This is a genomic window from Clostridium sp. HCS.1, from assembly GCF_047900555.1.
GTDB lineage: Bacteria > Bacillota > Clostridia > Clostridiales > Clostridiaceae > Clostridium.
This window is the reverse complement of record NZ_CP170704.1, coordinates 1,565,346-1,579,433: the sequence shown is the minus strand read 5'-3', so window position 1 is coordinate 1,579,433 and position 14,088 is coordinate 1,565,346. Positions and strand designations below refer to the sequence as shown.

Sequence of the window (14,088 nt, the reverse complement as noted above, 5' to 3'; positions counted from 1 at the left end):
CAAACTATCTGGACTTAATAAATAGATATAAACTATTTATTAAGAATATTACGCCTGAATAAAATAATACTATAGCCCATTGACCTAGACTTAATGGTATTGTGTTAAATACATTGGCTAGGAAAGGTATATATAATATTGCAAGTACCATGGATATTGAAACTAATACTGCTCCTACTAAATATGGATTGCTGAAGACTTTAATTTCAAAAATTGAATGTCTTTCAGATCTACATTCGAATACATGTAGAAGTTGAGACATAACTAATGTAATTAAAGCAAGGGTTCTACAAGTAGCTAAATCCATTCCATATAATCTACCTGTCATAAAGGACAATAATGTACATATTCCAATTAAGCATCCTCTAATTACTATCTTTGACCATAATCCTCTTGCAAATATACTTTCTCCTTTTTGTCTTGGTTGTTGCATCATTATATCCTTATCTGGAGGATCAACTCCAAGAGCTATAGCTGGAAGCCCATCTGTAGCTAAATTTACAAATAGAATTTGAATAGGCGTTAGGGGATTAGGTAAATAAAAAATTGATGCTAAAAACATTGTAAGTACTTCCCCTAAATTGCAAGATAATAAGTATCTAATAAATTTTCTTATATTATCATATATTATTCTACCTTCTTCTACCGCTGAAACTATAGTTGCAAAATTATCATCCATTAATACCATAGATGCAGCTTCTTTTGTTACATCTGTGCCTGATATTCCCATAGCAATTCCTATATCAGCTTCTTTAATGGCAGGTGCATCATTAACACCATCTCCTGTCATAGCAACTATATTATTTTGTTTCTTAAATGCCTTAACAATTCTAAGTTTATGATGAGGAGATACCCTAGCAAAAACTCTAACATTTTTTACTTTTTTTATTAATTCCTCATCACTAATTTTTTCTATCTCTTCTCCTGTCATAGCTTGATCATCTGTATTACAAATATTTATTGACTTAGCAATGGCTAAAGCTGTATTTTTATGATCCCCAGTAATCATTACTGGTTGTATACCTGCAAGCTTACATTTTAAAACTGCATCTCTAACTTCTATTCTTGGAGGATCAATACTACCTGCAACTCCTAGAAAAATTAAATCTTTTTCTAAATCTTCTCCTCTTATTAATCCTGTTTCTTTGTAAGCAGATGCAATACATCTAAGAGCTCTATTAGACATAGCTTCTATATATGAAGCAACTTGTCTTTTCTTTTGATGTGTTAATGGCTTAACCACTCCATTTTCTAATATCTGTGTACATCTTTCTATTACTCTTTCTGGTGCACCCTTCATATAACAAACTTCTTTATTTCCTTCTTTAACTATAACACTCATCATCTTTCTATTAGAATCAAAAGGAATATCGAAGGTTCTACTAGCCTTGGACATAAAATCCTTTAAAATATTTACTTCATTAAAAAAAGCTTTTACTAAAGCAGTTTCTGTAGGATCTCCTAAAAGAGCCTTGTCTATGTTTTTACTATTAAAATCATAATTAAAATCATTACAGTATACAAAAGCCTTCATTAAAGTTAGATGATTTTTTAATTCTTCCTTATCTAAATCATAAATTCTTCCATTAATATAGACTTCTTTTACTGTCATTTTATTTTGTGTAAGGGTTCCTGTTTTATCAGAACATATTACAGATGTACATCCTAGTGTTTCTACTGCTGGAAGCTTCCTAACTAATGCATTTTTCTTTAGCATTCTAGATACACCTAAAGCAAGTGCTACTGTTACTATAGCTGCTAATCCCTCTGGTATAGCTGCTACTGCTAATGAAACTCCAAGTAAAAACATTTCTGTAATTTCATTTCCTCTAATTATTCCAAGAATAGTTACAACAGCACATATTACTAAACAAAGTGCTACAAGAATCTTCCCTAGTGAATCTAACCTCTCTCTAAGTGGAGATTTTTCTTCTTCTATATTATCTAAAAGATTTGCTATTCTCCCCATTTCAGTACTCATTCCAATACTATCAACAAGTAAAGCTCCTCTTCCTTTTAATATGGTGGTCCCCATAAATCCTTGGTTCTTTCCTTTTTTTGAGTCCTTTGAAACTCCTACTGACTCCCCTGTTAAAAGTGATTCATCTACCATTATTCCTGATGATTCAATAAAACTTCCATCAGCAGGTATTCTATCCCCAGCTTCTAAAATTACTAAATCTCCTAAAGTAACTTCTATAGAATTTATTACTTTTAAAATCCCATCTCTTATAACCTTACAAGTAGGTGCTGCAAGTTCCTTTAAGGCTTCTAATGACTTTTCTGTCCTATACTCTTGTACAAAACCCATAATTGCATTTACAACTACTATAATAAGTATTGTAATAGCATCCGCCATATCTCCCATTAATCCAGATATAATGGTTGCTGCTATTAATACCCAAACTATAAAATCATTAAATTGAGATAAAAATATTACTATAGGTGATGACTTCTTCTTATGAGATATTTCATTTAATCCATAGTTTTTTTGTCTTTTTTCTGCTTCCTTTGTAGTTAGTCCCATTGATATTTCTCGTTCCTGTATCACCGGTTGTCCTCCTTATAATAGTTTCTATATATTATATTTAGTAAATCTATAGATATGATTTTTTTATAAACTTTACTAAGATTTTATTTGTACTTTTAAAATCTCTCGTTTATCCATCTAAAATTCTACATATACTTCTATTAGGTATCTTTACAAAATTAAAATATAAATATAGAATATGTATAGACGATTTATAAACTAAGGAGGGTAATAAATTGAAAGATGTAATATACGTAACTGGGCATAAAAATCCAGATTCTGACTCAATATGTTCAGCATTTGCATATGCTGAATTTAAAAATAAGACAGGCAATATGCCTGCAATTCCTGTTAGACTTGGTAATGTAAATAGGGAAACTCAATATATTTTGGATTATTTTGGAGTTGAAGCTCCACAATTATTAAAAACTGTTAAATTAAAGGTAGGAGATCTTGATTTTGATAGAATCACTCCTGTATCACCTGAAATATCTTTAAAAACTGCTTGGAATATAATGAGAGAAAAAAATATAAAAACTCTTCCTGTAGCTGATGAAAATAATCATCTATTAGGAGTTTTAGCTATTTCAAACTTAACTTCTTGTTATATGGATATATGGGATAATAAGATTTTAGCAAAAAGTAACACAACTTTTAATAACATAGTTGATACTTTATCAGCAAAAGAAATTTATACAAATTCTAATACAAATAATTTTCCAGGTAAGATAGTAGTTACTGCAATGAAACCTGAAAGTATGAAGGATCATATTGAAAATGGAGATATAGCAATAGTTGGAGATAGAGAAGAAGTTCAAAGTGCATTATTAGACATGGGAATTTCTCTTATGATAATAACTGGTTCACACGTTCCAACTGCAGATGTGCTTGAAAAAGCTAAAGAAGCTAATATAAGTGTAATTAGCACTCCTCATGATTCCTTTACAGCATCAAGACTTATAGTTCAAAGTATCCCTGTTGGATATGTTATGATAAAGGATAAATTAGTAACTTTCTCAACTGAAGAGTTAGTTGAAGATATAAAGCCTGTAATGATTGAAACTAGATTTAGAAGCTATCCTGTAATAGATGAAAATGGAAAAGTTCTTGGTACTATGTCAAGATATCATTTAATTTCAAATTACAGAAAGAAAATAATTCAAATGGATCACAATGAAAGAAGCCAATCAGTTGATGGATTAGAAGATGCTGATATTTTAGAAATCATTGACCATCATAGAGTTGCTGATATACAAACTAGCGGCCCATTATACTTCAGAAGTGAACCTATTGGAAGTACTTCTACTATAGTTGGTAAATGCTTCTTTGAAAATGGAATAAGACCATCAAGAAAAGCAGCTGGACTTTTATGTGGAGCAATTATTTCAGATACACTATTATTTAGAAGTCCAACATGTACACCAATAGATAAGCAAATTTGCTTAAGACTTGCTGAAATTGCTGGAATAAATGTTGAAGAATTTGCAAAAGAAATGTTTAAAGCTGGTACTTCATTAAAGGGAAAGACAGTTGAAGAAATCTTTAATCAAGACTTTAAGCCATTTTCAATTGGAGATACTAAAGTTGGTATAGCTCAAGTTAACACTATGGATATAGAAGGATTTATGCCTTTAAAAGAAGAAATGTTAACATATATGAATAACAAAGCTAAAGAAGCTGGTTTAGATATGACTCTACTATTATTAACTGATATCCTTAATGAAGGATCTCAAATATTAGTAGCTGGAGATAAACCTGAAATAGCTGAAAAAGCTTTCAATGTTACTTTACAAGATAGCACTGCATTCTTAGATGGAGTACTTTCAAGAAAGAAACAAGTGGTACCACCAATAACTTCAGCCATAAATGGCTAAAAAGGAGCTGACACATCAGCTCCAAATGAAAAATGTAAAATGTAAAATGTAGAATTATTGATGTAATTTCTTAGAAATTACTAATATTGCATTTTTTAGAAACTCCTTTAGGGAGTTTCTTTTTTATATGTAAATTGAAAAAGTAACTTCCGTTTTTTTACTTAAACAGAAGTTAGTTTTGCAAAGTCTTTGATATAATTAATTTGATATTTGTCCTTAGCATATTGGGAGGATTAATTATGTCAAACAATAATTTATGCAAGGGAAAGCACCTTAGGATTGAAGATCGAATTATAATTGAATATGGATTAGATCAAAATTACCCATTAAAAGAAATTGCCGAAAGATTAAAAAAGGATCCAACTACTATATCTAAGGAAATTAAAAGAAATAGATTTCTTAAAGTAAGTAAGAAAAAGGAAAATGATATACAACCGTGCCAACATCGAAGAAGTTGCACTAAGACAAACTTATGTAATAGTAACTGCGGAAAGCAATGTAAGAAATGTAGATTCATAAACTGCTACAGAGCATGCACTGATTTTTCAGCTAAGAAATGTTTTAAACTTGATCGCTATCCATATGTTTGTAACGGCTGTAACACTGCTACTACGTGTACGGCAGAAAAGCAGTATTATAAATCTAAAATTGCAGATACAAAGTATAAAGAACTATTAATATCATCTAGGGAAGGCCTTAATATAACCTCAAAAGAATTGAAAAATATAGATGATGTTATCTCTCCATTAATTTTTAAAGGGCAATCTTTATTTCATATTTTTACTCATCATAGGAAAGAAATAAATTGTTGTGAAAGAACTTTATATAATTATTTTGATAAAAATGCTTTTACAGCTAGAAATATTGATTTACCTAGAAAAGTTAAGTATAAACCCCGAAAAAAATCTACACCTCCTGTCATTAAAGAATCTAATTATAGAATTGGAAGAACATTTGTTGATTTTGTTAAATTCACTGAAGAGAATCCAAATATACCTATAGTAGAAATGGACACCGTTCACGGCACACGAAGTGGCAAAGTTCTTATAACTTTTATTTTTAGAAATTGTGCCTTAATGCTAGCGTTTATAATTGATAGTTGTAGCGAGCTAGCTGTAAAAGAAGTTATAGATAAGTTATATGAAGTATTAGGGCATGAAGTATTTAAGAATCATTTCCCTATTATATTAACAGATAATGGTTCTGAATTTAAGAATCCTAAAGATTTAGAATTAGATGCTAAAGGAAATCAGAGGACCAAAATTTTCTACTGTAATCCCATGGCTTCTTATCAGAAGCCGCACGTAGAAAAGAATCACGAGTACATAAGGTACATAATACCTAAAGGAATATCATTAAACAATCGTACTCAAGAAGATATTACTTTGATGATGAATCATATTAATAGTACAGCAAGAGCTAGCTTAAACGGAAATACACCATTCAGACTAGCTCAAATGTTATTAGATAATTCATTGTTAGACAAGCTATCATTAAAACCTATACCAGCAGATGAAATACATCTAAAACCTGCACTTTTTAAAAAATAAGATATCAAAAATCTAGGGCAAGTATCAACGGAACTTAATCATGCAAAAATCAAGCAAACGGAACTTAGTTTTGCAAGCCGATTTCCGTAGGCTTAATAAGCATGCTTAAAAACCCTAAAAATTGATTATCTTATGAAAATTATATCTTATTTTAGAGCTTTTAGCCACTAAATTTAAGTGTAAAAACTGACCTTACTCTTGCAATATCAATAGCTTACTCTAAAACGGAAGTTAGTTTTGCATTCAACGTTTCTTTTTTATACCTTATTCTTTAATATATTGTAAGTCACTGATTAAATCTTATATTTACTAATTGATTTAAAAGATTCAATAATAGATACTTAAATGAAACATATCCAAATAAAAAAACTCCTTTCGGAGTTTTATCATTAATTTTTCATTCTTCATTTTACATTCTTAATTATTTATCTGCTTCTCATGTTGTTAATCATTCCCCACATTTCATCTGCAGTTGTTATTCCTCTAGAACTTAATTGAAATGCTCTTTGAGTAAGTATCATATCTGAAAATTCAGTGGCTATATCTACATTAGATCCTTCTAAAGAGCCTTGATAAACATCAAAATCATTAGTTCTTTGAACTTCTACCCCAGGGGAAGGAGTAAATAAATTCTCGCCTAAAGATGTGAAAGCTCTATCTCCTATTGCTGAATATACTGGTATTTCAGCTACTTGTGTAAAATTACCATTATCTTTTATATATACTTGTCCCTTTTTATCAACTAAAAAGTTATTCTTATTAAAAACAACATTATTCTCAGAATATCCATTTAAATAGTTTAGCTCTACCTTATTTCCTCTATTATCTACTAACTTTCCATTACCATCTATAGCAAAGGCTCCATCTCTTGTATATAATTCATTTCCATCTAAAGTTATAACTTTAAAATAACCTTTTCCATCTATTGACAAATCAGTAGTTAATAAGGTTTCTTGTAGATTCCCTTGAGTATTGTCTCTATACCATTCTGAAGTTTTTGTTCCTGTTCCTATTACAGAATCCTTATTATTTATAGGATTTCCTAATCTGTCTAAAGATTCAGATAAAAGATCCTTAAAGCCTACTTCTATTTTTTTATATCCCATAGTATTTGAATTAACTATATTATTGGATATAGCATCTAATTTATCCTGATTAGCATTCATTCCAGTTTTGGCTGTCCATAAAGTTCTTAACATAAACCCTTCCTCCTACTATCTAACTGATCCTATTTCATTTGCAGCTTTTCCTAAAGTTTCATCAATAGTTTGTACTATTTTTTGATTAGTTTCAAAGCTTCTCATTGTTGTAATCATATTTACCATTTCATTAGTAATGCTTACATTGGAGCCTTCTAAAGCTCCTTGAGTAACAAATACTTCTGCGTTAAAAATAGGATTTTCTCCACTATAGTAGTTATCTCCTACTTTTTCTAATGAATTATAATCTTGAAAATCAGCTGTTGCAAGGGTATATGTTGCAACATTTCCAACAAAAAGATTATTATTTTTATCTAAAAGAATATCATCAGCTCCTACAAATATAGCTTCTAAGTTTCCTGTATTTTTATTTATTCCCAATACTCTATCACCATTTGTAGTCATTAAATATCCATTGTTCCCTATTTTAAAATTACCTTCTCTGGTATAAAGAACTCCATTTCCATTATTATTTTGTTTTTCAATTGCAAAAAAGCCCCTACCTTCAATTGCAAAATCTGTTTTTTTATCTGTATTTTTTAATAATCCTTGAGTAAATGCAGTATCAACAGTATCTATTTTAGCACCTAAACTAATAGTTCCTAATTTTTGTTTTACATTTCTACCGTTAATAACTTTATCTCTATTTTGTATCATAACTTCATCAAAACTCTTTATTGATAAATTATCACCCTTAAACCCAGTAGTATTGGCATTAGTCATATTATTAGTTATGGTATCTTGTTTATTCTCTAAAGTTATTAAACCAGATACAGCAGTATATAAACTCCTAATCAACCTTCTCATCCCCTTTAAATAATACTTTACATTCATCACTATAATGCATTCCAAGTGCTCTTGCTTTTTCCTCAATCTCACTATCTGATAATTTGGTGTTATTATTAAACCCAAATAAAATAATCGAAGTAAAAATCATACCAATTCCTATTCCCATAAGTATTTTTCTATCAGTTAAGAATTGAAATAAACTAATTATTTTATTAATAAATTTTTTATTAATAATATCTCCCCCTTACCAATAGATAGTTTTTCACAAATTTCATCATCTGATAACCCTTTATCTAAAAGGACCTTTACCTTTTTTTGCTTTTCACTTCTAGGTGATCCTTCTTTTTTCTCTTCTATTTTATTTGAAAAATCTATACTTGATATAATATCTTCTCTTGAAACTATTCCATTAATATTTAAATTTTCTATATTATTTTTATTATCGTCTTCAATACGACTTTTCTTAATAGAACTTACTTCTAATTTTAAGTTTTCTATTTCCTTTTGAAGATCTAATACAGTTTCAGCCATATCTTTTCTTATTTTAATTATTTCAATATCATAATCTCTATTATTAGTATTTTCTTCTCTTTCTAATATTTTTTCAAAAGACTTATCTTCTTTTTTTATAATTCTATAGCTTAATAATATTAATACAATTCCTAATATAATAATAAATATAGGAAGCATAAACATCCCTCATTTAACTAAATGTAATTCTTTTTTTTCATTATTTCTCTTAAATTTCTAATAGCTCTACTATGTAATTGACAAACTCTAGATTCTGAAACCTCTATAACTTGTCCTATTTCCTTTAAAGTAAATTTTTCGTAATAATATAACTTTAATATAAGCTTATCTTTTTCCTTTAGATTTTCTATAGCCTGAGATAAGACCTCAAGTTTCTCTTTATATTCTAAAGATTCTTCTGGTGATATTGCATTTTTATCTTCTAAGGTTTCCATTATAGTTACATCATCATCATCAGAGTAAATTACTGATTCTAAAGAAAGTATAGACATATAATTAATATAATTTTCTACTTGTGATACTTCTGATTCTGTAATATTTAAATCTAATGCAATTTCCTTTATAGATGGCTCTCTCATATATATATTTTGTAATCTCTCCACAGACTCATTATATTTAGCTAATTTGTCCATTGCCCCCTTGGATATAGGTCTATTTTTTCTTATTTCATCTATCATAGCCCCTTTTATCCTTAATGTTGCATAAGATGAAAATTTCATTCCCTTAGATGAATCATATCTATTAATTGCATCTAAAAGCCCAACAATACCGTAGCTTACTAAATCTTCATATTCAATGTACTTAGTTTTACCTAGCATTATTCTTGAAGCCAAATATTTAACTAATGGTATGTACTTTTCAACTATTTTTTCTTTTTGAATTACAGGGCTTTCACATTCCATTATTATACCTCCCTAAATAAGTTCCCTTTGCCTACGCATAATTTTAAAAACAACTTTTATTATTTTTTCTCTTGTTGAATTATCTATATCTCTAAAATCTATTCCATAGATATATCTTTTATCTTCTGTTTTCTCTATTCTTACAACTCTACCCTTAACAACTATCTTTTCATTTTCATAATTTAAGTTAGAAATTATGCTTTCATTAAAAGATAACTTTTCCTTAACTTTAATTCTCATACCGCCTCCACTTAGATCCAAAAGCAAGGCACTTTCATAGTTTTCTTCTTTTCTAATATCCTTTTCTAAATCTATTTCCTTAATATAATTAATAATTTGAACTACATTTACTCTAAAATAATCTCTTCTTTGAATTTTCTTTATATCATAAGGTTTACTCACCCTATAAAATGGTATTTCCCTTTCTCTATATCTTCCTAATACCTTGGTTTTATATTTATAGAAATTACTCTTTTTATCGTAAAAAAATTGTTCAACTTCAACTCCATCATTTAGTGTTAAATAAGTGCCATCGCTAACAGGTATAGTAATTAAAATCTCATTTTCCCTAATATCTTGGATACTTGATTTATATGTTACTTCTTCCCACATAATAGTAACTATAGAGTTGATTTTTATATCTAAGTTTCCCATATTTACCCCCTAAGAAAATATACTAAATAGTCTTTTAAATAAGCCTTCAGCTCCACTACCAGCAACGTAATTGTTATTACCTAAAATTTTTATAGTTATTTCTTCTACACATTTTGATGCATCGCAGTATGGATATCCAATAATAAATGGCAACTGATTCCTAACTGACATAGTAATTTTCCTATCATCAAAAATATATCCTAAATAATTTATATCTAAAGCTAAAAATCTATTAACTGCAGTTTTTAATTTTAGAAAAGTTTTTTGCCCTTCTTTTTTTTCTAAAACCTTGTTAACTACTATGTTTACTTTAGTTTTTATTTTAAAATGATTTACTGCTTTTAGTAAGCTATATCCATCTGTTAGGGAAGTTGGCTCTGGCGTTGTTACTAAAATAGCTTCATCAGAGCATGAAATAAAAGCCAATACACTTCTACTTATTCCAGCGCCAGTGTCAATAAATATATAATCAAAACCTTCAAGCATTTCAATTTTCCTTAAAAATAGTTCTCTTTGAGTTTCTTCTAAATCTTCTATATTATTAAGCCCGCTTCCTCCAGGAAGTAATTTAATTCCTTCAGGTCCCTCTACAATAATATCTTCAATTGCTAGACTTCCATTTATTAAGTCTAATACACTATATTTAGGATATATCCCCATTAAAACATCATCATTTCCCATTCCTATATCAGCATCAAATATTAAAACTTTATTCCCCTTTTTAACTAAATTAATAGCTAAATTAACTACAAAATTACTTTTACCAACGCCTCCCTTACCAGAGGTTATAGTAATAATTTTTGTTTTATTTCTTTTAGATACTAGAGGTTCACCATTTGCTAATTTTCTTAAGCTTTCTGCTTGATCTAACATATAGCTTCCTCCCCTAAAATCAGCTTACATACTTCTTCCTTAGAAGGTGTTTTTATATCATCTGGTACATTTTGACCAGTTGCTATAAATGCTATTTCCTTCTTAGATTTCTTTATAATATTGTAAATACATCCATAGGAATTTGTTTCATCTAACTTTGTAATTATTATATTTTCATAATTAATCTTATTATATCCCTTTAATATAGTATCTATATCTTTATTCTTAGTGGTACCACTAATGACTAAGGATATATTATCTGCATTAACTTTTTGAATAAATGCTCTTAATTCTGATATTTGCATTGTATTTTTGCTGCTTCTTCCAGTAGTATCAATTAATATTACATCACAATCTTCTAATTCTTTTATTGCTTCTTCCATTTCTTTTAAAGTTATTACTACTTTAAAGGGGATATTCATAATTTCTGCATAGGTTTTTAATTGTTCTACTGCTCCAATTCTATAGGTATCAATAGTTATTAATCCAACCTTCTTTTTTTCAATTAAAGATAATCTTCCTGCAAGCTTTGCAATAGTTGTAGTCTTTCCTACTCCTGTTGGACCAATTAATGCAATTTTACCTACTAAATCTTTTTCAATAATTTTAATTTCATTATAAAGTAACTTTTTAAAGTCCTCTTTGAAATCTTCAATTTTATCATAGGAAGTTAAATCTAATTCATCTACTAAAGCTTTCTCTACATCTATTTCATCTAAATAACTTTCTACTATATTATCCTTTACTTCTTTATTTGTATTTTTAATAACTTTATTTAATAAGTCCTTTATTTCTCTTACTTCTTCTTTTAAGTTTTCTTCTGTTGGCTCTTTAGATTTATTATTTTCTTTTTCTATAATATCTCTAATGCTATTTAAAGAAGTTTTAAAGCTATCTACTTCATTGTTTTTATTAATTCTATTGTTTTGTTTTTCTAGCTTACTATTTTCTAAAGCAGCAGTTACTTCAATTAATTTAGGTTTAAAAAATCCCTTAACTCCTGAATCTCTTATTTTTCTCTGACTAATTATAATAGCTTCCTTCCCTAGTTCATATCTCATCCTAGTTAAGGCTTCATTCATATTCTTAACTATATACTTCTTTATTATCATTGTAGTGATATAACCCCTTCTGTTCTTATTTCTACGTCGTTAGGAATTTCATTTAATGATATTATCATAACATGTGGAAATACCATTTCTATAAGCTTTCTAAATACTGGTCTTATATTAGGAGATACTAATATAATTGGTTGATTATTATAGAAATAAACTCTATCTAAAGTATCTCTAATACAATTAAATATCCTAGTTGTTGTGTCTGGATCTACTGCTGGGAAAGAACCTTGTATTGATTTTTGAGTATTAGCAGAAATTATTTCTTCAATTTGTGATGATAATGTTACTACAGTTATTGCTCTATCTTCATCTATGATTTGATTGCATATAGTCCTAGCTAAAGAAAATCTAACATATTCTGTTAATAATTCTAAGTCTTTAGTTAGCCTTGAATTATCAGCTAAGGATTCCATTATAGTAACCATATCCTTTATTGGCACCTTTTCTCTTAATAAATTTTGTAATATCTTTTGAAGCTCTCCTATTGTCATAAGATCTGGAATAAGTTCATCTACTACTGCACTATACTTTTCTTTAGTATTTTCTACTATTAACTGAACTTCTTGTCTTCCTAATAATTCATAGGAATGAGCTTTAATTGTTTCTGTTAAATGAGTTACCATAACAGTAGTTGGGTCTACAACTGTTAATCCTTTAATTTCTGCTTCCTCTCTTTGATCTTTATTTATCCAAACTGCTGGGAGATTAAAGGTTGGTTCTATTGTTCTTATACCTGCAATTTGTGAATTATCACCAGATGGATCCATACAAAGCAACATATTAGCCATAAGTTCTGCAGAAGCAATTACTGTACCTCTGATTTTTATTACATACTCATTTGTTTTTAATTGTAGATTATCTCTAATTCTTATTGGTTGTACTACAATTCCCATTTCTATTGCACATTGTCTTCTAACTGACGCAATTCTTTGTAATAAATCTCCTCCAGTAGATTCATCAGCTAATGGTATAAGACCATATCCTATTTCTACTTCCATTGGTTCTACAGAAATTAAACTCATAACATTTTCTGGCTCTTTTCTTTCCATTTCTGTATATTCTTCTTCAACTCTTGCAAGTTCTATTTCTTCAGTTTTTTGCTCTTCCTTTATAAGCATAAATGTTGAAACTCCACCTGTAACTGCTGCTAATAAAAATGGTATCATAGGCATACCAGGTATTAATGATAAGAAGAACATTACAGCTGATACTATCCCTAGTGCCACTGGAAAAGCAGTAAGTTGTTTACTAAAGGTTTTACCGAAGTTATCTGAACTTCCTGATCTAGTAACTAATATACCTGAAGCTGTAGAAATTAACAGTGCTGGTATTTGGCTAACTAATCCATCACCTATTGTAAGTTTTGTATATAACTCACCAGCTTGCAAAAAGCTCTTCCCACTCATTACTCCAATTACCATCCCAGCTATTATATTTATAATAGTAATTATAATACCTGCTATGGCATCTCCTTTTACAAACTTAGAAGCCCCATCCATGGAACCATAAAAGTCTGCTTCTGATTGTAAATCTTCTCTTCTCTTTCTTGCAGTAGTTTCATCTATTAAACCTGCATTTAAATCTGCATCTATACTCATTTGTTTACCTGGCATTGCATCTAATGTGAATCTTGCTGAAACTTCTGATACTCTACCAGCACCATTTGTAATTACAACAAATTGAATTATTATTATAATTAAAAATATAATAATACCAACTACGTAATTCCCACCAATAACAAATTCACCGAAGGCTTCTATTATTTTTCCTGCACTTCCTTCACTTAATATAAGTCTTGTTGATGAAATATTTAAACCAAGTCTTAAAAGTGTAGTAACAAGTAATAGTGTTGGGAAAACTGATAATTGTAAAACATTAGTGGTAAACATTGTAATCATTATAATTAATGCAGATAATGTAATATTAAAGGCTAATAAAACATCTAAAAGGGCTGATGGAAGTGGTATAATTATCATAAGTACTATACCTAATACTCCAAAGGCCACCAAAACATCTGAATTTTTCTTTAAATTTATTTTATTATTAACAAGCAACCTTATCCCATCCT

At 29.0% G+C, this 14,088-nt stretch carries 12 protein-coding genes; 2 read left to right on the top strand and 10 right to left on the bottom strand.

The genetic code is table 11. The features are described from left to right. Positions 1–4 precede the first annotated feature (4 nt). The gene (locus ACFYH6_RS07525) at positions 5–2,551 is read right to left on the bottom strand and encodes a calcium-translocating P-type ATPase, SERCA-type (protein WP_416180424.1); all 2,547 of its coding nucleotides are present in this window, start codon (positions 2,549–2,551) and stop codon (positions 5–7) included. 215 nt (positions 2,552–2,766) lie between these two features. Between ACFYH6_RS07525 and ACFYH6_RS07520 the strand changes: the two genes are divergently transcribed. Both ACFYH6_RS07520 and ACFYH6_RS07515 read left to right on the top strand, forming a co-directional pair. Then, positions 2,767–4,404, top strand: coding sequence for a putative manganese-dependent inorganic diphosphatase (locus tag ACFYH6_RS07520; RefSeq protein WP_416180423.1), 1,638 nt, complete (start codon positions 2,767–2,769; stop codon positions 4,402–4,404). Positions 4,405–4,643: 239 nt separating this feature from the next. Further along, positions 4,644–5,954, top strand: a complete 1,311-nt coding sequence (locus ACFYH6_RS07515; protein WP_416180559.1) for an IS30 family transposase — start codon at positions 4,644–4,646, stop codon at positions 5,952–5,954. A 425-nt stretch (positions 5,955–6,379) separates the two neighbouring features. On the opposite strand, the gene ACFYH6_RS07510 is transcribed toward ACFYH6_RS07515, so the two are convergent. From ACFYH6_RS07510 to flhA, 9 genes are read right to left on the bottom strand one after another with little or no spacing between them, the layout of a single operon-like run. After that, positions 6,380–7,153, bottom strand: coding sequence for a flagellar hook-basal body complex protein (locus ACFYH6_RS07510; RefSeq protein WP_416179609.1), 774 nt, complete (start codon positions 7,151–7,153; stop codon positions 6,380–6,382). Between the two features lie 15 nt (positions 7,154–7,168). Then, positions 7,169–7,951: a flagellar hook-basal body complex protein gene (locus ACFYH6_RS07505; protein WP_416179608.1), complete on the bottom strand. Its 783-nt coding sequence runs from the start codon at positions 7,949–7,951 to the stop codon at positions 7,169–7,171. After that, positions 7,944–8,090 (bottom strand): hypothetical protein, encoded by a 147-nt coding sequence (locus ACFYH6_RS07500; RefSeq protein ID WP_316343350.1) that lies wholly within the window; start codon positions 8,088–8,090, stop codon positions 7,944–7,946. The genes ACFYH6_RS07505 and ACFYH6_RS07500 overlap by 8 nt, the downstream gene beginning before the upstream one ends. 56 nt (positions 8,091–8,146) lie before the next feature. Continuing rightward, complete coding sequence (locus ACFYH6_RS07495; protein ID WP_316343351.1) at positions 8,147–8,632, bottom strand: hypothetical protein; 486 nt, start codon at positions 8,630–8,632, stop codon at positions 8,147–8,149. A gap of 17 nt (positions 8,633–8,649) precedes the next feature. Then, positions 8,650–9,375 carry a FliA/WhiG family RNA polymerase sigma factor gene (locus tag ACFYH6_RS07490; protein ID WP_316343352.1) on the bottom strand — a complete coding sequence of 242 codons (726 nt, stop codon included), beginning with the start codon at positions 9,373–9,375 and terminating at the stop codon, positions 8,650–8,652. A 12-nt stretch (positions 9,376–9,387) separates the two neighbouring features. Beyond that, a complete protein-coding gene (locus ACFYH6_RS07485) occupies positions 9,388–10,029 on the bottom strand; it encodes a flagellar brake protein (RefSeq protein ID WP_416179607.1) in 642 nt (213 codons plus the stop codon). Between the two features lie 9 nt (positions 10,030–10,038). After that, positions 10,039–10,902 (bottom strand): MinD/ParA family protein, encoded by an 864-nt coding sequence (locus tag ACFYH6_RS07480; protein WP_416179606.1) that lies wholly within the window; start codon positions 10,900–10,902, stop codon positions 10,039–10,041. Beyond that, positions 10,896–12,014, bottom strand: a complete 1,119-nt coding sequence (flhF, locus tag ACFYH6_RS07475; protein WP_316343355.1) for a flagellar biosynthesis protein FlhF — start codon at positions 12,012–12,014, stop codon at positions 10,896–10,898. Before flhF ends, ACFYH6_RS07480 begins: the two co-directional genes overlap by 7 nt. Then, positions 12,011–14,074, bottom strand: a complete 2,064-nt coding sequence (flhA, locus tag ACFYH6_RS07470; protein WP_416179605.1) for a flagellar biosynthesis protein FlhA — start codon at positions 14,072–14,074, stop codon at positions 12,011–12,013. The genes flhF and flhA overlap by 4 nt, the downstream gene beginning before the upstream one ends. Positions 14,075–14,088: the final 14 nt, after the last annotated feature.